Genomic DNA, 21,724 nt, shown 5'->3' on the forward strand with positions numbered 1-21,724 from the left:
GCGGCCATCATCAGAACGCGAAGCAGCTGCAACCCAGCGCGCCCCAGAAGCTGCTGAAATCCGACACCGGCATGCTCGACCGACGCGCCTTGTCATGGCTGTGGGCGTGCACGCCGCATGGGCCGCTGCACTGGTGCGGCAAGGCCATCTGTTGCGCTTGCGGTTCGACCTTCCGCCAGTGGCCCGGCACCTTGCTCACCGGCGACCACTCGGGCAACACCGGAATCGGCGGCGGCCCAAGACTTGTAAATTCAGCGGCGCCGTACACGATGCGTCCGCCAACGACGGTCAGCACCGATTCGATCGCCTTGATCTCTTCGGCGTCGATGCTGAAGAAATCCTGCGACAACACCGCCAGGTCGGCCAGCATGCCTTCGCGGATGCGGCCCTTGCGCTCTTGCTCGTTGGAGAACCAGGCGCTGCCCGCGGTCCACAGTTCGAGCGCGACCTGGCGCGGCAGGTGGCCGGCGGTGCCGTACAGCGGCAGGCCACCCACGGTGCGGCCCGTCACCAGCCAGTACAGCGAGGTCCACGGGTTGTAGCTCGCCACGCGGGTGGCGTCGGTGCCGGCGCCGACCGGGACGCCGGTTTCCAGCATCCGTTTCACCGGCGGCGTCGATTCGGCCGCCGCGCTGCCGTAGCGCTCGACGAAATACTCGCCCTGGAAGGCCATGCGGTGCTGGATCGCGATGCCGCCGCCGAGCGCGGCGACGCGGTCGATATTGCGCTGGGTGATGGTCTCGCAGTGGTCGAACATCCAGTGCAGGCCGTCGAACGGGATATCGCGGTTGACCTTCTCGAACACGTCGAGCATGCGCGAGATGGATTCATCATAAGTCGCGTGCAGGCGGAACGGCCAGCGTTGGGCCACCAGGTGGCGCACCACGCGTTCCAGCTCGTCTTCCATGCCGGGATCGAGGTCCGGACGCGGCTCCAGGAAATCCTCGAAGTCGGCCGCCGAGAACACCAGCATCTCGCCGGCGCCGTTGGCGCGGTAGTAGTCGCTGCCCTGCCCCGGCGTCACCATACCGGTCCAGCGCTGGAAGTCTTCCAGCTCCTTGCCCTTGTTCTGGGTGAAGAGGTTGTAGGCGATGCGGATCGTGAGCTGGTCGGCCTTGTCGAGTTGCTCGATGACGGCGTAGTCCTCGGGGTAGTTCTGGAAGCCGCCGCCGGCGTCGATCGCGCTGGTCAGGCCCAGGCGGTTCAGTTCGCGCATGAACTGACGGGTCGAGTTCACTTGCAGGTCGTAGGGCAGCTTGGGGCCCTTGGCCAGTGTCGCGTACAGGATCATCGCGTTCGGCCGCGCGATCAGCATGCCGGTCGGGTTGCCGGCGCCATCGCGCACGATCTCGCCGCCCGGGGGATTCGGCGTGTCTTTCGTGTAGCCGACCGCGCGCAGGGCCGCGCGGTTGAGCAAGGCCCGGTCGTACAGGTGCAGGATGAACACCGGCGTATCGGGCGCGGCGGCGTTGATCTCGTCCAGGGTCGGCATGCGGCGCTCGGCGAACTGGAATTCGTTCCAGCCACCCACCACCCTTACCCACTGCGGATTCGGCGTGCGGTCGGCCTGTTCCTTCAGCATGCGCAGGGCGTCAGCCAGCGAAGGCACGCCTTCCCAGCGCAGCTCCAGGTTGTAGTTGAGCCCCCCGCGGATCAGGTGCAGGTGCGAGTCGTTCAGGCCCGGCACGACGGTGCGGCCGTTCAGGTCGATCACCTGGCTGCCGTCGCGGCGGTGGCGCATCACGTAGTCGGTGTCGCCCACGGCCAGGAAACGTCCGTCCTGGATGGCGACGGCGCTGGCCTGGGGCTGTTCGCGGTCGACCGTGTTGAAGCAGCCGTTGATCAGGATGAGCGGTGGGGTGGACTGTGCTTGGTTCATGCGTGTACTCCAAATGTCGCCGGGCGTGACGCGCCCGGCGGGTTTGCGGCAACCGCCGCGCGCTTTGGAGGGCGTGCGGCGGCGAGAACTTCAGTAGACCTCAGCGGGCTGGAACGGGCGCCAGCACCTCGTGCGTGCCCTGGGCGCGCGCCGGGGCCTTGTGCACCATGGTGTAGGCATAGTCCACGCCCATGCCGTAGGCGCCCGAGTGCTCGGTGACGATCTTCATCACGTCGTTATAGGTGTCGCGGTGGGCCCAGTCGCGCTGCCACTCGAGCAGCACCTGCTGCCAGGTCACCGGCACCACGCCGGCCTGCACCATGCGCAGCATGGCCATGTCGTGCGCTTCCTTGGTGGTGCCGCCCGAGGCGTCCGACACCATATAGATCTCGTAGTCGCCTTCGAGCATCGCGCACAGGGCGAAGGTGGTGTTGCACACCTCGGTCCACAGGCCGGCCACGATGACCTTCTTGCGGCCGTTGGCCTTGAGCGCGTCGCGCACCTTCTGGTCGTCCCACGAGTTCATCGAGGTGCGCTCCAGGATCTGGTGACCCGGGAACACGTCCAGCAGCTCCGGGTAGGTGTTGCCCGAGAACGATTCGGTTTCGACCGTGGTGATCGTGGTCGGGATGTTGAACACCTTGGCCGCCTTGGCCAGGCCGACGACGTTGTTCTTCAGGGTCTGGCGGTCGATCGACTGCACGCCGAAGGCCATCTGCGGCTGGTGGTCGATGACGATCAGCTGCGAATTCTGCGGGGTCAGGACTTCGAGTTTTGGATTGCTCATGATGTTCTCCTTTTGGTGATGAAAATTTGAGGATTAGCCGTGGCGCGGGCCGTCCTTGCCGCCAGGCTCCGGCGCCTTGGCGACCACGCCGGTGATCTTGGGTTTGCATTCGCTGGCGAACCAGCTGGCGGTGATCGGAGCGCCCTCGATCAGGCGCTTGGCCACCGGGACGATCTGTTCGCCGATCAGCATGCCGAGCAGGCCGATCAGGGCGATGGCGGGCGGCGCCGGCGAGCGCACGTTGATCAGGCCGTACAACAGGCCGGCCAGGATGCCGGCGCCCAGTGAAATCAGATACATGTCCAGCTCCTCCTTGCGGGAGGCGCCAAATCGGCGCCCGTTCATTCCAGTATCGTTAGACCATCGCCGCGGCGATAGAATCAGATTGCTATTTTCAAAGCCCGGGGGCTTGGTTTGTTCCGCGCCTTGGCGCTACCATGGCGCCATCACGCACCACGGGACCTACAATTGCTCAAGCTCAGCCTCGATGCCCTCCAGATCATCGAAACCATCGCCCGCCGCGGCTCCTTCGCTGGGGCCGCGAAAGAACTGTTTCGCGTTCCCTCGACCATCTCCTACACGGTCTCCAAGCTCGAGGACGACCTGGGCGTGCGCCTGTTCGACCGCTTCGGCCCCAAGGTGACCCTCACCGCCGCCGGCCAGGAACTGCTCAAGGAAGGCCGCTACCTGCTGCGCGCCGCCGGCGACCTCGAATCGCGGGTGCGGCGCGTGGCCTCGGGCTGGGAGACCGAGATCGCCCTGGGCATGGATTCGGTGTTATCAAGCGGCGCGCTGCAGCCCGACATCGAAGCCTTCTATGACGTGGCCGACCAGACCCGGCTGCGCATCGTCCGTGAGTCGCTGTCGGGCACCTGGGACGCCCTGCTCGACCGCCGCGTCGACCTGCTGGTGGGCGCCGCCGGCGAAGGCCCGTCGGGCGGCGGCTATACCGCCGAACCGCTCGGCACCAGCGCCTTCGTGTTTACGGTCGCCCCGCACCATCCGCTGGCGCTGCTAGAACATCCCCTCGACAAGACCGACCTGCTGCCCTACCGGGCGATCTCGGTTTCGGACTCGGCGCGGGTGCTGGGCGCGCGCACCGTCGGCCTGCTGTTCGGGCAAGAGACGCTGGCAGTGCCCGATATGCGCACCAAGTACGAGTTCCAGGTCCAGGGCCTCGGCTTCGGCTTTCTACCGGAAGCATGGGCGCGACCGGCCATCGACCAGGGTTTGCTGATCGAAAAACAGGTGGTGGAACCGAAGGCGGACGAGACTTTCTATCTCGCCTGGCGCAGCGGCGAGGATGGCGCCGCGCTCAAGTGGTGGATCGAGCGGATGCGCACGGGTGGCGCATTCGCCCGCATGCTGCCCGACCCCTGTGCGGGGCCGGCCGAGGCTTAGACAGCCTCGGTGTGGATATGAATTGTGCCGGACAGGGTCTTGTGGACCGGGCACTTGTTGGCGATGTCGAGCAGGCGGGCGCGTTCCTCATCGCTCAGTTGGCCGACGAATTCGATGTGGCGGCGCAGTTCGTAGGCGCCGTCTTGCTGGGCGTGGTCGATGGCGACCCGCACGTCGTCGAGTTGCATGCCTTTGCGCTTCGCGTACATCGTCACGGTCAGCGCGGTGCAGGCGGCCAGGGACGCGGCAAGAAGATCGTGCGGTTCAGGCCCGCTGTCGTCGCCGCCGAAGGCTTCCGGCGCGTCGGCGATCAGCTCGTGCTTGCCGATCCTGATCTTGTATTGCAGTTTATCGTTGCCGCGGGTGGTCGTTACTTGCATCGTCGTCTCCTGTTATCGTGGGGATCCGGGCGCCGCCCCGCTGGCGGGACGGCGTTCTACATGGCTGCTTATGGTTGCTTATGGTTGCTCACTGAGGCAGGTCGAACAATAACACTTCGGCACCGGCGGCCTGGGCCAGGGTCACTGCTTCTTCACCGGTGACCTTGAGCGCGTCGCCGCCTTCCAGGGCGATGCCATTGACCGTCACCTGGCCGCGCACCACATGGACATAGGCCTGGCGCCCGGCGCCCAGAGTATGTTCGACTTCGTCCTCGCCATCGAGGATGGTCGCATACAGGGCGGCATCCTGGCGGATCGAGACCGAACCTTCGCGGCCGTCGGGCGACCCGATCAGGCGCAGCTTGCCGGTCTTGTCGGCCGTGTCGAAGTGTTTTTCTTCGTAGCGCGGTTCGGCACCGCCCACGTTCGGCATGATCCAGATCTGCAGGAAGTGCACGCCCTCGGTCTTGGAGTGGTTGTACTCGCTGTGCACCACGCCCGAACCCGCACTCATGATCTGCACGTCGCCGTAGCGCAGCACGGAACCGTTGCCCATGCTGTCCTTGTGTTCCAGCGCGCCGTCGAGCACATAGGAGATGATCTCCATGTCGCGGTGGCCATGCGAATCGAAACCGCGGCCGGGTTGCACCTTGTCTTCGTTGATGACCCGCAGCGGACCGAAGCCCATATGCTTCGGATCGTGGTAGTGGCCGAAGGAGAAGGTGTGCTTCGAGTCCAGCCAGCCAAAGCTTGCGCCGCCGCGTTCATTGCTTTTACGTACGTTCAACATGATGTGCTCCTTTCGTGGTTTCAGTATCATCGAACCGCTCGACTCTCCGCAGCCTTGCGGGCCACTTCTATGTCTGCTTGGTGTTCGATGCGATGGAGTCATTATGCGCGGGTTGGCCGGGCTTGAAAAACGGATAATTTCTGGGCTTAAGATCGAAATTTTCGATGATAAAGACAGCTTCAAAAAAAGCGGCGCACATTGGCGCCGCTCTCCGTCATTTCTGCGCCAGGATCCACTTGGCCAGCGTCTGCGCCTCGGCATCGCTGACCTGCGGATTGGCCGGCATCGGAATCGGACCCCAGGTGCCGCTGCTGCCCTTCTGGATCTTCAGCGCCAGGCGCGCCTCGGCGCCGGCGTCCTTCGCATACTTGGTGGCGACATCCTTGTAGGACGGGCCGACCAGCTTGGAGGCAACGGTGTGGCAGGCCATGCAGGCCTTGGCCTTCGCCAGGTCGGCGCTGGCGTGGGCCGCGGGCATCGCGGCGGCGGCGGCGAAGGTCGCGGCCAGGATCATGGTGTTCTTCATAGGTGCTCCTGTATGGGCTGTAATGACAATGGGGCGCTGTGCCCAGGGACCGACAGCCTCGTCCCTGACGCACCCGGCATGATAGCCGACAATGCCGCGCGACTGCGACCCCACGAGGCGAGGATCGCCAGTTGCGGCAAGGGCGTATGGACGACGATCGCGGCCGCTCCGCACGCGACCGGCATGACCGCGGCGGCCATCTGTGCGATGCGCAGGTATTGACTCGGACGCATGGCGGCCTCCAGCCAAGGTGAGTGCGGCGCCGTCACGCCGGTTGCGGCGCAGCCAGCCTGCGCGCACCGCGCCGCCCCTCTTCCAGGGCCGGCACGCTGGCCGCTGGGGCCAGGCGGAAGGCCGCGACCAGGCGACCGAGGCCGACCGCCTGCCGTTCCAGTTCCGCGGTCGAGGCCAGCGACTGGCCGGCCAGGTCGGCGTCGTGGCGCGTGGCCTCGTCGATCGATACCAGCGAGCGGCTCAGTTGTTCGACGCCGGTGCTCTGCTCGCGCGAGGCGGCGCTGATCTCGGCCATGATGGCCGCCACCTGGCCGGCGCCGGCCGCGACCTCCTTCACCGCCGCGCCGGCGTCGCCCGCCACCCGGGCCCCGGCGTGCACCCGCGCCAGCGCTTCCTCGATCAGTTGGCGGATCTCGCGCGCCGAAGCGGCGCTGCGGGTGGCCAGGTGGCGCACCTCACCGGCCACCACCGCGAAGCCGCGCCCGCTCTCGCCGGCGCGCGCCGCCTCGACCGCCGCGTTCAGCGACAGCAGATTGGTCTGGAACGCGATCTCGTCGATCACGGCCACGATGCCCGACATGCGCTGGGCCGATTCGCTGATGCTGTCCATGGTGGCGCCCACTTCCGCCATCGCGCCGGCGCCATCGACCGCGGCGCGCGCGCCACTGGCGGCCAGCTCGCTCGCGCGCAGCGCGTTGGCCGCGTTGTTGGCGACCGTGGCGCTCATCTCTTCCATCGTGGCCGCGGTTTCCTCCAGCGTCGCTGCCTGGGTGCTTGCGCGCTGGGCCAGCTCGCGGCTGCCCGCCACGATGTCGCCCGCTACCCGCTCGACGTGCACCGCGCCGGCGCGGATCTGGCGCACCATGTCCTCCAGCCGCGCATGCATGCGCGCCAGCGCCACCAGCAGCTGGCCCGTTTCGTCGTTGCCGCGGGCGACGATCTCGCCGTCGAGCCGGCCCTGGGCCACGCGTCCGGCGATCGCCACCGCTTCTTGCAGCGGCGCCGCGATCAGGCGCGCGATCCAGTACGCCAGCAGGCCGCCGCCGATCACCGCGCCCACCAGCAGAGCGACGATCCGCGCGTGGGCCTGGCGATAGACCGCCTCGGCCTGCGCCGCGGCGGCCGCGCTGCCCGCCTGGTCGAGGTCGACCAACCGGTTCACCAGGTCGACGCTGCGAAAGTTATGCCGCCGCGATTCTCCGCGCAGCAGCGTGCGCGCCGCGGCCTTGTCGCCGGCGCGCGACAGCGCCGCCACCTGGCCCGCCACATCCTGGTAGGCGTTGAGCGACGCCTCGAATTGCGCCAGCGTGTCGCGCTCGGGGCCGGGGAGCGCCAGGCCGCGGTAGGCTTGGAGCTGCGAACGCAGGGTGGCCATCTGGCGCGCCATCTCGGACTCGTAATTGGCATGGTCGGCGTCGCCGTCGGACAGCACGTGCTGCACCTCGTAGGTGCGGTAGCGCAGCAGGGAACCCTTGATCTGCAGGATCCCGCTCACGCTGGGCTGCCATTTGTACTGCATCTCGCCCACCACCGCGTGCAGCTTGCCCATCTGGGCCACGCCGAAGGCGGCCAGCAATACCATCAGCGCCGCCATCGCCGCGATGGCCAGCATGATCTTGGTGGCGATTTTCAAGTCCTGGAACCATTTCATCATTCATTATCCTTCTCAGGTTGCGGGCCGCGCTCGGGGCCCGGATCGGTGCCTGGAACTGATGATATGCAGGCAAGCCCGGCCCCACCATGCGATGTTGGTATCGGCTAGCTATACCTTGGTTTAATGCCGGCCCACTCCCGCCAGCAGGTTACTTGCCATATACTCCAGATGGTCGAAAGACCAGGACAAGGGATGCGGCGAGCGCCGCCTATAACAAAAGAAAGAGGACATGTTCCAGTCACCGGGTTCGAACCTGCGCGCCGCCGGGGTGGTGCTGCTCACGCTCGCGATCTTCGCGGTCGACGCCTTCACGGCGCTCGACATCGCCATCGCGGTGCTGTACGTGGTGGTGGTGCTGTGCGCCACCAGCGTCTGGTCGCGCCGCGGCGTGCTGCTTACCGGCGTCGCCTGCGCGGCGCTGACGGTGGGCGCCTTCGCCCTCACCCACCACGGCGTGGTGTCCAGCCCGATGGCGCGCTGCCTGGTCAGCGTCGCCGCGATCGCGATCACCACGGTGCTGGCCATGGCCGGCATGGCGGCCACCGATGCGCTGCGCCAGCGCTCGGAGTCGCTGCGCCTGTCCGAGGCCTTCCTCGCCAGCACCCAGCGCATCAGCCGTACCAGCAGCTTCCGCTTCCAGGCCCCAAGCGGCGCGATGCACTGGTCGGAAGAAGCCGCGCGCATCTATGGCGTCGGGCTCGACGTCACGCCCACGCCGGCGCTGGTGCGCGAACGCACCCATCCCGACGACTTGCCGCTGCTGGATGACGTCATCGCCCGCGCCGACCGAGGCGAGGCGACGATCGAGCTGCGCCACCGCCTGCGCATGCCGGACGGCACGGTCAAGCACGTGCACATGATCGCGCGCCTGGCGGCGGTCCACGGCGGGCAGTTCGAATACCTGGGCGCGCTGATGGACGTGAGCGCCGCCCACGAGGCGGCCGAGACGCTGCACCGCACCCAGGCCCAGTTGGCGCACGCGACCCGCGTCACCACCCTGGGCGAACTGGCGGCCTCGATCGCGCACGAAGTCAACCAGCCGCTGGCGGCGGTGTCCACCAACGGCAACGCCTGCCTGCGCTGGCTGAACCGTCCCGAGCCCGACCTGCTGGAAGCGCGCCTGGCGCTCGACCGGATCCTGGCCGACACCTGCCGCGCCAGCGAAGTGATCAAGCGTATCCGCGCCCTGGCGCGCAAGGGCGAGGCCCAGCGCCAGCCGCTCGACGTCAATACCCTGCTGCGCGATACCGCGGCCCTGGTCCAGCGCGAACTGAGCAGCCACCGCATCGTGCTCGAACTGAACCTGGCGCCCGGCCTGCCCCCGGTCGAAGGCGACGCAGTCCAGCTGCAGCAGGTCGTGATCAACCTCCTGATGAACGCGATGCAGGCGATCGACGGCGCAGCGCCGGAGTGGCTGGGGCGCCAGCAACGCATCGTGTTGTCCACGCGCCTGGACGGCGGCCAGGCCGAGATCGAGGTGGCCGACAGCGGTCCGGGCCTGAGCGAGCTCCAGGCCGGCCGCCTGTTCGAGGCCTTCTATACCACCAAGGCCGACGGCATGGGCATGGGCCTGGCGATCTGCCGTTCGATCGTCGAGGCCCACGGCGGCAGCATCCGCGCCGTGGCCGATGCCGGACCGGGGGCGACCCTGGCTTTCACGCTGCCCTGCGCCGCGCTGACGGTCGATGAGACGGCGCCCGCCGTCACGGGGGCGACGGCTTGAGCGCAGATGTGAGCGCAGACATGAGCGCAAAAAAAAGCGCGCCGACGGTTTTCATCGTCGACGACGATGCGTCGCTGCGCGCCGCGCTGGCGAGCCTGCTCGGCTCCTGCGGCTTCCAGACCGTGGCCTGCGCCTCGGGCGCCGAATTCCTCGCCAGCGCGCTGCCCGACGGTCCCTGCTGCCTGCTGCTCGACGTGCGCCTGCAGGGCGCCAGCGGTCTCGATTTCCAGGCCGAGCTGGGGCGGCGCCGGATCGGCCTGCCGATCGTGTTCATGACCGGCCACGGCGACATCCCGATGACGGTGCGCGCGATGAAGGCGGGCGCGATCGACTTCCTGGCCAAGCCGTTCCGCGAGCAGGACCTGCTCGACGCGGTGGCGGCGGCGCTGGCGCGCGACGGCGAGCGGCGCGCCAGTGCGCGCGCGGCAGACGAACTGGCGGCGCGCTATGCCGGCCTCACGCCGCGCGAACGCGAGATCATGGGCCTGGCCGCGAGCGGGCTGATGAACAAGCAGATCGCCGGCCAGGTGGGCACCAGCGAAATCACGGTCAAGATCCACCGCGCGAACGCGATGCGCAAGATGCAGGCCAAGACCTTCGCCGACCTGGTGCGCATGGCCGAGGCGCTGGGCCTGGACGTGGCGCAAGCGCGACCCGGATCCTATACCCGGGTATGATGTCGCGCGGCCGGGAATGCCGCTATCCTGCTTGCGAGAACAGGATGCCTTTCGCCTCCTGAACCGGAGCGCCCAGTGTCACAGTTAACCATTTCCATCATCGACGACGACGACTCGGTGCGCCAGGCGCTCGGCAGCCTGGTGCGCTCGCTCGGCTTCGCCGCCGCGCTGTTCGGCTCGGCCGAGCAGTTCATCGAGGCCGGCGGCGTCAAGGCCAGCGCCGTGGTCGTCACCGACGTCCAGATGCCCGGCATGAACGGCGTCGAGCTGCAGGACCGCCTGCGCCGCGAAGGTCACACGGTGCCCATGATCTTCATCACCGCCTTCCCCGAGGAAGCGCTGCGCAAGCGCGCCTTTGCCGCCGGCGCCTGCTGCTTCCTGGGCAAGCCCTTCGACGGCGACATCATGATCCGCTGCATCGAATCGGCGCTGTCGCCCGACACCCCGATCTACTGAGATTCTCCTAATCCCCGACCATACTCAGGTGTGATGGCAGGCAAGGCTCGAGCGCAGCCGCCGATCCGCGCCTGCTCAAGTTCGAGCTCACCGAAAGCATGCCGGTACACGACGCCGAGGACATCGCCGGGCGCATCGGCGCCCTGCGCGCCTGCGGCATCGGCTTCGCGCTGGACGACTTCGGCACCGGGTATTCCTCGCTCAACTGCCTGCGCCGACTGCCGCTGGACCAGCTCAAGATCGACCAGTCCTTCGTGCGCGACATGCTGGCCAATCCCAGCGCCGCCGGCATCGTGCAGGCCATCGTGCACCTGGCCGACAGCCTGGGGCTGGACCTGGTGGCCGAAGGCGTCGAAAGCGCCGAACAATGGCGCCATCTGCGCGGCCTTGGCTGCGAGCGTTTCCGGGGCTATCTGTTCGCGGCGCCCATGCCGGCCGCCGAACTGATGCATCGCTACCATCTCGACGCCGCCGCCCGCGCGGCCTGATCACCGTCCTCGCCATGTTCCCGGCCTTTTGGCCGGGGCGCCTCGTCGCATTCTTGCTACCTGGTCACAAATAAGAATAGGAATGATTCGTATTTGTGTTTAGAATGTTGCCGATCAGACCTCTTTACATAAATTTACAGCTGTAATTACACAGTCCTAAAACAACAACGGAACCGAGATGCCCACACCTATCCACCACGCGCCGCTGCTGCGCCGCTCCCTGCTCAGCCTCGCCATCGGCGCCCTGCCCTTCGCCGCCCATGCCAACGTGAGCGTCGACGCCGCCCCGGCCGACATGGCGACCGTCGTCATCTCGGCCTCCGGCTTCGAGCAGACCATCCGCGAAGCGCCGGCCTCGATCACCGTGCTGACCCGCGATCAGCTCGAAAAGGAACGCTTCGGCAACCTGGCCCAGGCCCTGGAAAGCGTGGAAGGCATCGACGTCGCGGCTGCCGGCGACAAGACCGGGGGCATGAACATCAGCGTGCGCGGCATGCCGAGCGACTACACCCTGATCCTGATCGACGGCCGGCGCCAGAACGCGGCCGGTAACGTGACCCCGAACGGTTTCGGCGGCACCTCGACCAGCTTCATGCCGCCAGTGAGCGCCATCGAGCGCATCGAGATCATCCGCGGCCCGATGTCGACCCTGTACGGTTCGGACGCGATGGGCGGCGTGATCAACATCATCACGCGCAAGGTCGGCAAGCAGTGGAACGGCTCGGTGTCGGCCGACTACACGGCGCAGGAAGAATCGGCCTTCGGCGACGTCAAGGCCGGCAAGTTCTACCTGAGCGGCCCGATCGCCAGCGAGGTGCTGGGCCTGGCCCTGCGCGGGAGCGCACAGCGCCGCGACGCCGCCAATGTCAGTTACGAGGGCCAGACCCGCGCCCCGAGCCAGAACGCCAATCCGGTCGAATCCACCGTGCGCAACCTCGGTGCGCGCCTGGCCTTCACGCCCAACCGCTACCACGAGGTGACGCTCGACGCCGACGCCACGCGCCAGAAGTACGACAATACGGCCGGCCAGCTCGGCACCCTGGGCGTGCAAGGCGGCTACGGTCCGATCCAGAAATACAGCCGCGACCAGTACACGGCCGCCTATAATGCGCGCCTGCCGTTCGGCACCTGGGACAGCAGCTATATGGTCAACAAGACCGAGACCAATGGCCGCACCATCCCGCCGGGCACGCCGGGCGCGGTTGCCGGCTCCCCGCGCACGCTGGAAGTCGAGAGCAAGGTGTTCGACACCAAGCTGCTGGTCCCATGGGGCAACCACCTGACCACGATCGGCGCCCAGCACTGGGATGCCGAAATGGTCGATGGCGTGGCGCCGGAAACCTTCGCCTTCACTCAGGAAGCCTTGTTCCTCGAAGACGAATGGCGCTTCCATGAGGGCCTGGCCCTGACCCTGGGGGCGCGCTACGACGACCACAGCATCTTCGGCGGCCAGACCAGCCCGCGCGGCTACCTGGTGTGGACGGCCTCGCCGCGCTGGACCGTCAAGGGTGGCGTCAGCAAGGGCTACAAGACGCCGCGCGTCGAGCAGCTGTCGCCGGGCATCAACGGCTTCGGTGGTCAGGGCACGATTCCCCTCGTCGGTAGCCCGGGCCTGAAACCGGAGACCAGCGTGACGACCGAGCTGGGCGCCTACTTCGACAATGGCGCCGGCTGGACCGCGAACGCGACTGTGTTCAATAACGACTTCAAGGACAAGATCACCAGCGGCACCGGCCTGCTCAACTGCGACTTCCGCAATGCGCCGAACCGTCCAGGTTGCGTCAGCTTCGGCAACTGGCCGAACGTCGACGCCTTCGGCCAGTCGACCAACGTCGACGAGGCGGTGACCCGCGGAGTGGAACTGGCGACACGCTTCCCGCTCGCCGCCGGCTGGGCCGCGAGCGCGAACTACACTTATACCGACAGCGAACAGAAGAGCGGCCCGAACGAGGGCAAGCCGTTGTCCGACACGCCGGAACATGCGGTCAATGCGCGCCTCACCTGGGACATCTCGCCGCAATGGAATTCCTGGCTGCGCGCCGAGTACCGCAGCGAGCGCTTCCGCGATCCTGGCACCTCGGCGTCTTCCCGCGCCACCAAGGCGCAGCTGGGCGACTACAAGGCCTACACCATGCTGCACCTGGGCACCAGTTTCCAGATCACGCCGGCGGTCACGCTCAATGCTGCGGTCTACAACCTGCTGAACAAGGACTTCATCGACTACCGTCCTTACCGCGAAACGCCGACGGCGACGCCGATCTACACCAGCGTGTACGTCAACAATATGGATGGCCGCCGCCTGTGGCTGTCGATGAACGTGGACTTCTGATCCAGGGGTAGTCCGGTCAGCGCTTCTTCTTGCCTGGCGTCAAGCAGGGAAAGCGCCGGCGCAGCTCGGCCAGCACCAGCGGCGCCGCGTTCTCTTTCAGTTCGGCCGGCTTGCGCGTCGCCTTCAGGCGGCGCACCACGGCCACATTCAGTTCTTGCGGCAGCACCGGCCGGGCCAGGCACCATTCGCGGCCATGGCCGGCATCCTTGATGCCGTTCAGGTAGGCGTCCACCTTTTCGCGGTTGATGTAATCGAGCTGGGTCTTCGGCTCCTTGAGCCGATGCTCGACCACCTCCTGGCCGGTCATGGCATTGAACGGATACACATAGGGGATCGCGGCCAGCGCGCCGGCCGGCATGCAGGACGCGAGCGCTATCCAGGCGCCGGCTTTCATGAGGATCTCCTGTCGTGACATTCGGCGCCCCATGGTGCGGTGGCGTCCGCCGCCGCCGCTTGCGGACCCTCAATCGTGCGCCAGCCGCAGGTCCGGGTCGGCCTCGAACACCCCCGCCAGCCAATCGGCGAAGGCGCGCAGGCGCGGATTGGCGATGCGTCCCTGCGGATACAGCAGCGACACCGGCATCGGCGTCGGGCGAACGACCGGCAACACCTCGACCAGCCGGCCCTCCTGGCCGCGCAGCTGGTAGCGCGCCAGCTGGGCTAGGCCCAGGCCCTGCAGCGCGAGAATCAGGTTGGCGTCGGCGTCGTTGACGGAGACCCCGCCTTTCACGGCGACCTTGCGCACCCCATCGGCTTCCTCGAACTCCCAGTCGAAGGCGCGCCCGGTGCGGCCCGAGAAATGAACGATGCCGTCGTGCCCCGCCAACTCGTCGAGCGAGGCCGGCACCCCGCACCGCGCCAGGTAGCCGGGCGTGGCCGCGATCGTGAAGCGCATCAGGCCGATGCGGCGCGCCACCAGGCTGGAATCCTGCAACTGGCCCACCCGCAGCGCGCAATCGATGCCCTCGCCGGTCAGGTCGACCAGACGGTCGCCCATGCCGATGGAGAGGTCGATGCCGGGCCAGGCGCGGCGGAATTCGGCCAGTCGCGGCAGCACGATGGCGCGGCCCAGGGCGCCTGGCAGGTCGATCCGCAGCCGTCCTTGCATGCGGCGCCCGTCGACGCCCAGGAAATCGGCTTCCGCGGTATCGATCGCAGCCAGGATGGCGGCGCATTGTTCATAGTAGCGCTCACCGTCCTGTGTGAGCGACAGCCGGCGCGTGGTGCGCTGCAAGAGCTGGGCGCCCAGGTGGCGCTCGAGGTTCTGCATGGTCGCCGTCAGCGAGGCGCGCGGCAGGTTGAGCGATTCGGCGGCCTTCGTGAAGCTGTTGGCCTCGACGATCCGCACGAAGGTCTGCATCGCCTTGACCTTGTCCATGATTGTTCACATTAAATGAATTGTATGTGGGCATTATGCCCTAATTATCTTTAGCGCATGCCTGCCTAGAATGGAACCGTTCACATACCCCATCGAGGAACACGCCATGACAACAAGCACCCAAACACAGATATCGAGCGGCATGACGCTGCTGCTGGCCGCCGCCGCCGGCATCATCGTCGCCAACCTATATTACGCCCAGCCGCTGGTCGGCCCGATCGGCGCCGCCCTCGGCATGCCGGCAGGCGCCACCGGCCTGGTCGTTACCCTCACCCAGATCGGCTACTGCATCGGCCTGCTGTTCATCGTCCCGCTGGGCGACCTGATCGAGAACCGGCGCCTGATCGTGAGCGGCCTGGTCGCCACCGGCGCCGCGCTGGCGCTGGCCGCGAATGCCGGCGCGGCCTGGCAGTTCCTGCTGGCCGCCCTGGCCATCGGCCTGGGCGCGGTGGTGGCCCAGGTGCTGGTGCCGTTTGCGGCCCATCTGGCGCCGGAGGCGACGCGCGGCCAGACCGTGGGCAAGGTGGTCAGCGGCCTGCTGCTGGGGATCATGGTGGCGCGGCCGGTGGCCAGCGTGCTGGCCGGCTTCGGTGGCTGGCAGGCCGTGTTCGGGATCGCCGCGGCGCTGGTGCTGCTGCTGGCCGTGGTGCTGCACTTCAAGCTGCCGCAGCGCCGGCCGGTCGCCACCCAGCGCTACGGCGCGCTGATCGCCTCGCTGTGGCCAGTGCTGGCCAATACCGCCGTGCTGCGCCGCCGGGCGCTGTACCACGCCGGCCTGTTCGGCGCCTTCAGCCTGTTCTGGACCGTGGCGCCGCAAGCCCTGGCCGGCCCGGACTTCGGCCTGAGCCAGAACGGCATCGCGCTGTTCGCCCTGGTGGGCATGGCCGGTGCGGTGGCCTCGCCGATCGCCGGCCGCCTGGCCGATGCTGGCCATACCCTGGGCGCTACCGCGATCGCGCTGGCGGTCGGTGCACTGAGCTTCATGCTGCCACTGTTCGCTCCTGATTCCAAGCCGCTGGCGCTCGGCCTGCTGGCCCTGGCTGCCATCGCGCTCGACGCCGCCGTCGCCGCCAACCTGGTGCTGGGCCAGCGCGCGCTGTTCGCCCTCGGCGCCGAGATCCGCGGCCGCCTCAATGGCCTGTACTTCGCCCTGTTCTTCGCCGGCGGCGCGCTCGGCTCGGCCCTCGGCGGCTGGATCTACGCCGAATATGGCTGGCATGCGGCGCTGGTGACCGGCATGCTGCTGCCTGCGCTGGCCTTGCCAGCCTGGTTGTGGGAAGCGGCCGAGCACACGGCCAGCCGCCAGCAAGCCTGAAGCGCACCTGCGTGGCCGCCTCGGATGTGCTTTAATCAAGCATCACAATGACTCCCGGGGCCAGCATGCAAGCCAACGAAACCACCCCGCCGGCCGCGCCGGCGGAACTCGACGAAGCCACCCTCGAATGGGTGCGCAAGGTGTTCCAGCACGCCCGCGCCGGCGAGGCCGAACCGCTCGGCGCGCTGCTGGCCCAGGGCTTGCCGCCGAACCTGCGCAACGAGCGCGGCGACAGTCTCTTGATGCTGGCCTGCTACCACGGCCACCACGATGCAGCGCGCGTGCTGCTGGAGCACGGCGCCGATCCGCAACTGATGAACGACGCATCCCAGACGCCGCTGCACGGCGCCGCCTTCAAGGGCGACCTGGCGGTGACGAAGCTCCTGCTTGACCACGGCGCCATCGCCGACCATGCGGGACCGGCGGGCAAGACGGCGCTGATGTTCGCCGCGATGTTCAACCGGGTCGAGATTGCCCGCCTGCTGATCGAACGCGGCGCCGACCCGTCACGGCGCGATGCCGACGGCGTCAGCGCCCACGATGCGGCGCAGCGCATGGGTGCGGCCGACACCGCGGCGCTGCTGGCGCCGGCCGTCTGAGTCAGCGCCGTGGGCGCCGGCGCAGCGAGAGCCAGGCCGCCGCCAGGCCCAGGCCGGTGAGCAGTACGCTGGACGGCTCGGGCACTTCGCCCTTCTTCGGCTCGCCGACCAGCAGACCGCTGGAGCCCGAGCAGGCCGGCCTGTCGTAGGCGCAGCCGAACGGCTCGTCGCTGTGCGCGTCTAGCACCGTGAACAGGCTGCCCGCGCTGCCCAGCGTGAAGTGCGAATTACCGTCGGTGGCGAAGATGTCGCCGCTGAGCAGGCCGCCGGGCAGGAAGGTCACGTCCAGCTTGATCTTGTCATAGTAGTGCTGCGGCAGCTGGCGATAGCCGTAGTCGATGTAGTTATGCCGGTAATCGCCCGAGAACGGCTCTTCGTACCAGTAGCGCAGCGACAGCAGGCTGTCCTGGGGATTCAGGCACGGTCCGTCCAGGTCGCACATATTCGTGAAATCGAGGTAGAGGCTGCCCTGCGCAACCGCCGCATCGGAAAACACCAGCTCCAGGTTTAGGCCGGGCGGCATCGAATCGGAGGCCTCGACCTGCTGCCAGGAATACGTCACGGCGGCCTGCGACGGCTGGGCCAGCAGCGCGGCCACGAACAACAACGGGGTGATACGCAACATCGACAAGCTCCTCATGGTTACTCACCATGGATGAGCAAGAACCGGGCCTGTGAACCATCCGACGGCAACTCACTGATTTATCAAAAGATTTTTCGTGCATTGTAAATACACACGAGGCGAGTGTTAAATTTCTCGACAACTCATCCGTTCGGACTAGGTCGAAAGGAGGTCCCGCCGAGCCGGATTTTGATGTATCTTGAATACATCTTCATCAGGAGGTCCGCATGCGCGCCAACCCTGCTACCGATCTGCCTCGCCACTCCCAGCCCGGCCTGGCGTCCGGCGACGCCCCGCTGTGGCGGCTGGGCTTTCGCCCCTTCTACCTGCTGGCCGCCGCCTTCGCCGCGGCAGCGGTGCCGGCCTGGCTGCTGGCCTATCTGGGCCTGCTGCCCCAGGGGCCGGTGGACCTGCTGTGGCATGTGCACGAGATGGTGTTCGGGTTCGCAGTCGCGGTGGTCGCCGGCTTTCTGTTGACCGCGGCGCAGAACTGGACCGGCCTGCCGACACCGCGCGGCCGCAGCCTGCAGGCCCTGGTGCTGCTGTGGATCGCGGGACGCTGCGCCGCCCTTGGCGCGCCGCCGCTGCTGTATGCCGTGGTCGACGTAGCCTTTCTGTTCGCGGTGGCGGGCGTGATCCTGCGCCTGCTGCTGCGCGCCGACAACCGCCGCAACCTGCCGATCTGCCTCGTGATCGCCCTGCTGGGGGTGTGCAACCTGGTCTTCCACCTGGCGATGCATGGCGTGCTGGCGGTCTCGCCGGTGACGCCCGTGCATGGCGCGATCCTGCTGCTGGTGCTGCTGGTGGCGGTCATCGGCGGCCGGGTCGGCCCCATGTTCACCCGTAATGGCGCGCCCGGCAGCCGCGCGCGCAGCCTGCCGCGGCTCGACCTGGCCAGCATCGTCTCGATCGCCGTGCTGGCCCTGTGCTGGCTGACCGGAGCGCGCGGCTGGGCGATCCTGGCGGCGGGTGCCATTGCGGCGGTGCTCAACGGCGCACGCTTCATCCTGTGGGATCCACTGTCGACGCTGCGCACGCCGCTCCTGTGGTCGTTCCACCTGTCGTATGCGATGCTGGTGGCGGGCCTGCTGGCCCTGGGCCTGGCTCGCGTCGGGGTGGTCTCGGGCAGCGCAGCCCTGCACCTGCTGGCGGCCGGCGCCATGACCGGCATGATCGGCGCCATGATCACCCGCACCGCGCGTGGCCATACCGGCCGCACCCTGCAGGCGGAGCGCCCCGAGGTGGCGATGTTCGCGCTGCTGCCGCTGGCGGTGGCCGCACGGCTGGCCGCTAACCTGTTCGATGGTCCCGCGCGCGGCCACACGCTGGCGCTGTCGGCCGCACTGTGGTCGCTGGCCTTCGTCATCTACCTGCTGCGCTACGGCCCCTGGCTGGCCAGTCCGCGCCTCGACGGCAAACCCGGATAATGGCGATGAGCGCACGCGACGCCTTTCCCCTGCCTCTGGATCGCCCGGCCCTGGCCGTGCTGGTCGACGTCTTCTACGACCAGGTCAGGCGCGACCCGCTGCTCGGTCCCGTGTTCGCCGGCGCGATCCCGGACGGCGAATGGGACCACCACAAGGAGCGCATGGTGTCGTTCTGGAGTACCGCGATGCTCAAGGCTCGCGAATTTCGCGGCAACGTCTTCGGCAAGCACCAGGCCATGCCCCAGCTCACACCGGCGCACTTCGCGCGCTGGCTGACCCTGTTCGAAGAGACGGCCGGCGCGCTGTTCGCGCCCGCCGATGCCGACGCCCTGGTCGACGCGGCGCGCGGCATGGCGCGCGGCCTGCAGATCGGGTTGTTCGGCCGGGCCGCCTGAAGCAGGCCTGCGCTCAGGCGGCCGGCGCTCAGTTGGCAGGAGTATACTTGCGCACGGCGACCGGGCGGTCGACCAGCGCCGGCAGGTCGGCCACCAGGGCCGCCATGTGCGCGCTGGCGTCGTGCAGCGCCACCGCCTCGGCATCGCGCCAGTATTCCACCATGATGAATTCGCGCGGGTCTTCGCTCGATCGCTGCAGCTCGTACAGGATGCAGCCGGTTTCCTTGCGGGTCTCGATCGTCATCTCGTGCATGCGCGCCGCGAGCGCGGCTTCCTGGCCTGCCTTGGCGTAGAGGGTGGCGATAATCGTCACTTGTTGAGTCATGGTCTTCTTTCGTCTGAGAGGCGCCACGGTCCGAAAGTGCCTGGCGCCGCCCAGCAGTATAGGACGTCCCGCGGGCGGCTGCCGGCCGGCCCCCGATTTCCACTCCGGCATCGGCATCCCCTATAATCGTAGCCGCCCCCGGCCCCGCCCGGGGACGAGCTTCCACCACTACCTAGGATTCCGATGAAAGCCCTGCCTCTTGCCGTACTGCTCCTCGCCTCCGGCTCCGCGCTCGCCAACGATGCCGCGCTCCTGAAATGCCGCGCCGTGACCGACGTCGCGGCGCGCGTGGCCTGCTATGACGCGATCCCCCTTGGCGCGGCAGGTCCTGCGGCAGCGGCGCCAGGCGCGCCGAGAGCGGCAGCGCCAGTGGCCACCGCCGAGGAAAACTTCGGCATGGAAGCGGTAAAGCAGCGCGAGACCCAGCCCAAGTCGGTGCAGAGCACCATCGTGGGCAGCTTCGAGGGCTGGGGCCCGGGCTCCCGGATCCGCCTGGCCAATGGCCAGGTGTGGCGCGTCGTCGACGGCAGCGACGCGGTCCTGGCGCCAGCGAGGGACGTCAAGGTCAGCATCGAACGCAATATGTTCGGCACCATTTTCATGCGCGTGGACGGCACCAACGCCTCGGCCAAGGTGCGCCGCGTCGAGTAGATTAATCCAGCGGGCGCGCCATATAGAGCGCGGCCGCCGGATAGGTGAGCAGGCCTGTATCGCCCGTTATCCGCGCCGCGAAACCGAAGCCGGTCCAGAAACGCGTGCTGTCCTGCACCGAGACCAGCGCGGCATGGGACAAACCCAGGTCGCGGCCGAGATCGAGCAAACATTCCACCAGCGCGCGCGCAAGGCCCCGCCCGAGCGCGCGCGGGTCGACCGCCAGGTCGTGCAGGTACAGGGTGTCGGCATCCGGCGCGATCTCGAACGGCGCCCCCAGGTCGGTGACCAGTCCCAGGCGCGAGGGATAGGCGAACAGGTAGCCGCACACGCCGTCGGCGTCGCTCGCGGCCAGGCAGGTGGCGGCGGCCGTATTCAGCCGCGCCTGCACCACTGCGGCCGGCTCCTGCATCGGCGGCGGGTAGCAGGCCGCCTGCACGCGCAGGACGGCATCGAGATCGGCGGGCTGCATCGGACGGATGGTCATTGGCGGCGACATGGCTGTTCAGGAAAAAGCGCGCATGGTAGCACGCGAGATGCACACGCTTGACGGCGCCCGCCTCATCCCTCATTCTATATATTCTGACAACACCTCGACATCGCAAGATAGCCTTCCCAGCGCCGCCGACCGGGCGGCGCCGGATACCAGAGCTGCCGCTGGCCCACCTGGCCGGTGTCGCGTGACGGACGGGCACATTGTGTTTAGCCCCTAACCGACAGGAATCACTCATGAGCAGCATCGCCCCGGCGTCCACCGGCCGCATCGAATACATCCTCAACGCCAGTTGCCCGGCCGGCACCGGCATCGTCGCCGCCGTCGCGACCTTCCTCGCCGAGCGCGACTGCTATATCTGCGCGCTGGAACAGTTCGACGACGATTCGACCGCGCGCTTCTTCATGCGCGCCGTGTTCCGCCAGCAAGAACATTCGCCGACGATCGACCGCATCCGTGACGAGTTCGCCGAGCTGGTGGCCGGCCGCCTCGACATGCAATGGAAAATGTTCGATCCGCTCGACCCGGTGCGCACCGTGATCATGGTCTCGAAGACCGATCATTGCCTGGACGACCTGCTGTACCGCCGCCGCAACGGCGAGCTGAATATGCAGATCACGGCGGTGGTGTCGAATCACCTCGACCTGCGCCCGATGGTCGAGCGCGAAGGCATCCGCTTCGTGTTCCTGCCGGTCAATAAGGACAACAAGGCGCAGCAAGAGGCGCGCCTGTTCGAGATTTTCGAGGAGACCGGTTCCGAGCTGGTGATCCTGGCGCGCTATATGCAGATCCTGTCGGACGAGCTGGCGCGGCGCCTGGCCGGCAAGTGCATCAATATCCACCACTCCTTCCTGCCCGGCTTCAAGGGCGCCAAGCCCTATCAGCAAGCGTTCGACCGCGGCGTCAAGCTGATCGGCGCGACGGCCCATTACGCCACCCCGGATCTCGACGAAGGCCCGATCATCGAACAGGTGCTGACCCGGGTCGACCACAACTACCGGGTTGATCAATTGACCCGTGTCGGTCGCGACAACGAATGCCTGGCGCTGGCGACGGCGGTCAAGTTCCACATCGAGCGCCGCGTCTTTGTCGACGGCAACAAAACGGTGGTATTCCGCGGGCCCTGAGCAAAAATACAACTATGCGCAGGAATGGGTGCGTCACCTAACCGTGACGCCCCAGCTGCACGGGTAAG

24 protein-coding genes are annotated in these 21,724 nt (G+C 67.5%); 12 read left to right on the forward strand and 12 right to left on the reverse strand.

Annotated elements, in window-relative coordinates; genetic code table 11:
- Positions 1-10: 10 nt before the first annotated feature.
- The 3 genes from AC3A6F_RS11930 to AC3A6F_RS11940 form a co-directional block, all read right to left on the reverse strand.
- Positions 11-1,879, reverse strand: a complete 1,869-nt coding sequence (locus AC3A6F_RS11930; protein ID WP_487680918.1) for an amidohydrolase — start codon at positions 1,877-1,879, stop codon at positions 11-13.
- A 100-nt stretch (positions 1,880-1,979) separates the two neighbouring features.
- Positions 1,980-2,666, reverse strand: a complete 687-nt coding sequence (locus AC3A6F_RS11935) for a hydrolase (RefSeq protein WP_123070156.1) — start codon at positions 2,664-2,666, stop codon at positions 1,980-1,982.
- 33 nt (positions 2,667-2,699) lie between these two features.
- On the reverse strand, positions 2,700-2,972 hold the full coding sequence (locus AC3A6F_RS11940) for a XapX domain-containing protein (RefSeq protein ID WP_487681295.1): 273 nt from the start codon (positions 2,970-2,972) through the stop codon (positions 2,700-2,702).
- Between the two features lie 162 nt (positions 2,973-3,134).
- Here AC3A6F_RS11940 and AC3A6F_RS11945 point away from each other — a divergent pair, with 162 nt between their 5' ends.
- On the forward strand, positions 3,135-4,067 hold the full coding sequence (locus AC3A6F_RS11945) for a LysR substrate-binding domain-containing protein (protein ID WP_487680919.1): 933 nt from the start codon (positions 3,135-3,137) through the stop codon (positions 4,065-4,067).
- On the opposite strand, the gene AC3A6F_RS11950 is transcribed toward AC3A6F_RS11945, so the two are convergent.
- The 4 genes from AC3A6F_RS11950 to AC3A6F_RS11965 form a co-directional block, all read right to left on the reverse strand.
- On the reverse strand, positions 4,064-4,447 hold the full coding sequence (locus AC3A6F_RS11950; RefSeq protein WP_487680920.1) for an OsmC family protein: 384 nt from the start codon (positions 4,445-4,447) through the stop codon (positions 4,064-4,066). The two genes, AC3A6F_RS11945 and AC3A6F_RS11950, sit on opposite strands and share 4 nt — an antisense overlap.
- Before the next feature lie 88 nt (positions 4,448-4,535).
- Positions 4,536-5,237, reverse strand: a complete 702-nt coding sequence (locus AC3A6F_RS11955; protein ID WP_487680922.1) for a pirin family protein — start codon at positions 5,235-5,237, stop codon at positions 4,536-4,538.
- Positions 5,238-5,451: 214 nt separating this feature from the next.
- Positions 5,452-5,763, reverse strand: a complete 312-nt coding sequence (locus AC3A6F_RS11960) for a c-type cytochrome (protein ID WP_487680924.1) — start codon at positions 5,761-5,763, stop codon at positions 5,452-5,454.
- 265 nt (positions 5,764-6,028) lie between these two features.
- A complete protein-coding gene (locus AC3A6F_RS11965) occupies positions 6,029-7,651 on the reverse strand; it encodes a HAMP domain-containing methyl-accepting chemotaxis protein (protein ID WP_487680925.1) in 1,623 nt (540 codons plus the stop codon).
- Between the two features lie 229 nt (positions 7,652-7,880).
- Here AC3A6F_RS11965 and AC3A6F_RS11970 point away from each other — a divergent pair, with 229 nt between their 5' ends.
- From AC3A6F_RS11970 to AC3A6F_RS11990, 5 genes are all read left to right on the forward strand, one after another.
- Positions 7,881-9,374, forward strand: a complete 1,494-nt coding sequence (locus AC3A6F_RS11970; protein WP_487680927.1) for a sensor histidine kinase — start codon at positions 7,881-7,883, stop codon at positions 9,372-9,374.
- Positions 9,375-9,394: 20 nt separating this feature from the next.
- Positions 9,395-10,051, forward strand: coding sequence for a response regulator transcription factor (locus tag AC3A6F_RS11975; protein WP_487680929.1), 657 nt, complete (start codon positions 9,395-9,397; stop codon positions 10,049-10,051).
- Between the two features lie 75 nt (positions 10,052-10,126).
- Positions 10,127-10,507 (forward strand): response regulator transcription factor, encoded by a 381-nt coding sequence (locus AC3A6F_RS11980; RefSeq protein WP_487680931.1) that lies wholly within the window; start codon positions 10,127-10,129, stop codon positions 10,505-10,507.
- A 20-nt stretch (positions 10,508-10,527) separates the two neighbouring features.
- Positions 10,528-10,995 (forward strand): EAL domain-containing protein, encoded by a 468-nt coding sequence (locus tag AC3A6F_RS11985; RefSeq protein ID WP_487681296.1) that lies wholly within the window; start codon positions 10,528-10,530, stop codon positions 10,993-10,995.
- A 178-nt stretch (positions 10,996-11,173) separates the two neighbouring features.
- The gene (locus AC3A6F_RS11990) at positions 11,174-13,324 is read left to right on the forward strand and encodes a TonB-dependent receptor domain-containing protein (protein ID WP_487680933.1); all 2,151 of its coding nucleotides are present in this window, start codon (positions 11,174-11,176) and stop codon (positions 13,322-13,324) included.
- A gap of 16 nt (positions 13,325-13,340) precedes the next feature.
- Here the strand turns inward: AC3A6F_RS11990 and AC3A6F_RS11995 are convergent, their stop codons facing one another.
- Positions 13,341-13,718, reverse strand: coding sequence for a Rap1a/Tai family immunity protein (locus AC3A6F_RS11995; protein WP_487680935.1), 378 nt, complete (start codon positions 13,716-13,718; stop codon positions 13,341-13,343).
- Positions 13,719-13,787: 69 nt separating this feature from the next.
- The gene (locus AC3A6F_RS12000) at positions 13,788-14,702 is read right to left on the reverse strand and encodes a LysR family transcriptional regulator (RefSeq protein ID WP_487680937.1); all 915 of its coding nucleotides are present in this window, start codon (positions 14,700-14,702) and stop codon (positions 13,788-13,790) included.
- Positions 14,703-14,808: 106 nt separating this feature from the next.
- On the opposite strand from AC3A6F_RS12000, the gene AC3A6F_RS12005 reads away from it, so the two are divergent.
- Positions 14,809-16,017, forward strand: coding sequence for an MFS transporter (locus AC3A6F_RS12005; RefSeq protein ID WP_487680939.1), 1,209 nt, complete (start codon positions 14,809-14,811; stop codon positions 16,015-16,017).
- Positions 16,018-16,082: 65 nt separating this feature from the next.
- A complete protein-coding gene (locus AC3A6F_RS12010) occupies positions 16,083-16,616 on the forward strand; it encodes an ankyrin repeat domain-containing protein (protein ID WP_487680941.1) in 534 nt (177 codons plus the stop codon).
- Position 16,617: 1 nt separating this feature from the next.
- On the opposite strand, the gene AC3A6F_RS12015 is transcribed toward AC3A6F_RS12010, so the two are convergent.
- On the reverse strand, positions 16,618-17,241 hold the full coding sequence (locus tag AC3A6F_RS12015) for a PEP-CTERM sorting domain-containing protein (protein WP_487680943.1): 624 nt from the start codon (positions 17,239-17,241) through the stop codon (positions 16,618-16,620).
- A 224-nt stretch (positions 17,242-17,465) separates the two neighbouring features.
- On the opposite strand from AC3A6F_RS12015, the gene AC3A6F_RS12020 reads away from it, so the two are divergent.
- Entirely contained in the window at positions 17,466-18,665 is a 1,200-nt protein-coding gene (locus tag AC3A6F_RS12020; RefSeq protein ID WP_487680945.1) for an NnrS family protein, read from the forward strand.
- Between the two features lie 5 nt (positions 18,666-18,670).
- Positions 18,671-19,060 carry a group III truncated hemoglobin gene (locus AC3A6F_RS12025; protein WP_487680947.1) on the forward strand — a complete coding sequence of 130 codons (390 nt, stop codon included), beginning with the start codon at positions 18,671-18,673 and terminating at the stop codon, positions 19,058-19,060.
- A 28-nt stretch (positions 19,061-19,088) separates the two neighbouring features.
- On the opposite strand, the gene AC3A6F_RS12030 is transcribed toward AC3A6F_RS12025, so the two are convergent.
- Positions 19,089-19,385 (reverse strand): putative quinol monooxygenase, encoded by a 297-nt coding sequence (locus AC3A6F_RS12030; protein WP_487680948.1) that lies wholly within the window; start codon positions 19,383-19,385, stop codon positions 19,089-19,091.
- A gap of 183 nt (positions 19,386-19,568) precedes the next feature.
- Between AC3A6F_RS12030 and AC3A6F_RS12035 the strand changes: the two genes are divergently transcribed.
- Positions 19,569-20,036 carry a hypothetical protein gene (locus tag AC3A6F_RS12035; protein WP_487680950.1) on the forward strand — a complete coding sequence of 156 codons (468 nt, stop codon included), beginning with the start codon at positions 19,569-19,571 and terminating at the stop codon, positions 20,034-20,036.
- Between the two features lies 1 nt (position 20,037).
- Here the strand turns inward: AC3A6F_RS12035 and AC3A6F_RS12040 are convergent, their stop codons facing one another.
- A complete protein-coding gene (locus tag AC3A6F_RS12040) occupies positions 20,038-20,535 on the reverse strand; it encodes a GNAT family N-acetyltransferase (RefSeq protein ID WP_487680951.1) in 498 nt (165 codons plus the stop codon).
- Positions 20,536-20,765: 230 nt separating this feature from the next.
- On the opposite strand from AC3A6F_RS12040, the gene purU reads away from it, so the two are divergent.
- Entirely contained in the window at positions 20,766-21,656 is an 891-nt protein-coding gene (gene purU, locus AC3A6F_RS12045) for a formyltetrahydrofolate deformylase (protein ID WP_487680953.1), read from the forward strand.
- Positions 21,657-21,724: the final 68 nt, after the last annotated feature.

Source organism: Massilia sp. Soil_C_3 (assembly GCF_057657035.1).

Coding starts and splice junctions, on each gene's coding strand:
- AC3A6F_RS11965 (WP_487680925.1), bottom strand. CDS start 7,651: ATGATGAAATGGTTCCAGGACTTGAAAATCGCCACCAAGATCATGCTG.
- AC3A6F_RS11970 (WP_487680927.1), top strand. CDS start 7,881: ATGTTCCAGTCACCGGGTTCGAACCTGCGCGCCGCCGGGGTGGTGCTG.
- AC3A6F_RS12025 (WP_487680947.1), top strand. CDS start 18,671: ATGAGCGCACGCGACGCCTTTCCCCTGCCTCTGGATCGCCCGGCCCTG.
- AC3A6F_RS11995 (WP_487680935.1), bottom strand. CDS start 13,718: ATGAAAGCCGGCGCCTGGATAGCGCTCGCGTCCTGCATGCCGGCCGGC.
- AC3A6F_RS11950 (WP_487680920.1), bottom strand. CDS start 4,447: ATGCAAGTAACGACCACCCGCGGCAACGATAAACTGCAATACAAGATC.
- AC3A6F_RS12030 (WP_487680948.1), bottom strand. CDS start 19,385: ATGACTCAACAAGTGACGATTATCGCCACCCTCTACGCCAAGGCAGGC.
- AC3A6F_RS12010 (WP_487680941.1), top strand. CDS start 16,083: ATGCAAGCCAACGAAACCACCCCGCCGGCCGCGCCGGCGGAACTCGAC.
- AC3A6F_RS12015 (WP_487680943.1), bottom strand. CDS start 17,241: ATGTTGCGTATCACCCCGTTGTTGTTCGTGGCCGCGCTGCTGGCCCAG.
- AC3A6F_RS11955 (WP_487680922.1), bottom strand. CDS start 5,237: ATGTTGAACGTACGTAAAAGCAATGAACGCGGCGGCGCAAGCTTTGGC.
- AC3A6F_RS11975 (WP_487680929.1), top strand. CDS start 9,395: ATGAGCGCAAAAAAAAGCGCGCCGACGGTTTTCATCGTCGACGACGAT.
- purU (WP_487680953.1), top strand. CDS start 20,766: ATGAGCAGCATCGCCCCGGCGTCCACCGGCCGCATCGAATACATCCTC.
- AC3A6F_RS11930 (WP_487680918.1), bottom strand. CDS start 1,879: ATGAACCAAGCACAGTCCACCCCACCGCTCATCCTGATCAACGGCTGC.
- AC3A6F_RS11960 (WP_487680924.1), bottom strand. CDS start 5,763: ATGAAGAACACCATGATCCTGGCCGCGACCTTCGCCGCCGCCGCCGCG.
- AC3A6F_RS11990 (WP_487680933.1), top strand. CDS start 11,174: ATGCCCACACCTATCCACCACGCGCCGCTGCTGCGCCGCTCCCTGCTC.
- AC3A6F_RS12035 (WP_487680950.1), top strand. CDS start 19,569: ATGAAAGCCCTGCCTCTTGCCGTACTGCTCCTCGCCTCCGGCTCCGCG.
- AC3A6F_RS12005 (WP_487680939.1), top strand. CDS start 14,809: ATGACAACAAGCACCCAAACACAGATATCGAGCGGCATGACGCTGCTG.
- AC3A6F_RS12040 (WP_487680951.1), bottom strand. CDS start 20,535: ATGTCGCCGCCAATGACCATCCGTCCGATGCAGCCCGCCGATCTCGAT.
- AC3A6F_RS12000 (WP_487680937.1), bottom strand. CDS start 14,702: ATGGACAAGGTCAAGGCGATGCAGACCTTCGTGCGGATCGTCGAGGCC.
- AC3A6F_RS11935 (WP_123070156.1), bottom strand. CDS start 2,666: ATGAGCAATCCAAAACTCGAAGTCCTGACCCCGCAGAATTCGCAGCTG.
- AC3A6F_RS12020 (WP_487680945.1), top strand. CDS start 17,466: ATGCGCGCCAACCCTGCTACCGATCTGCCTCGCCACTCCCAGCCCGGC.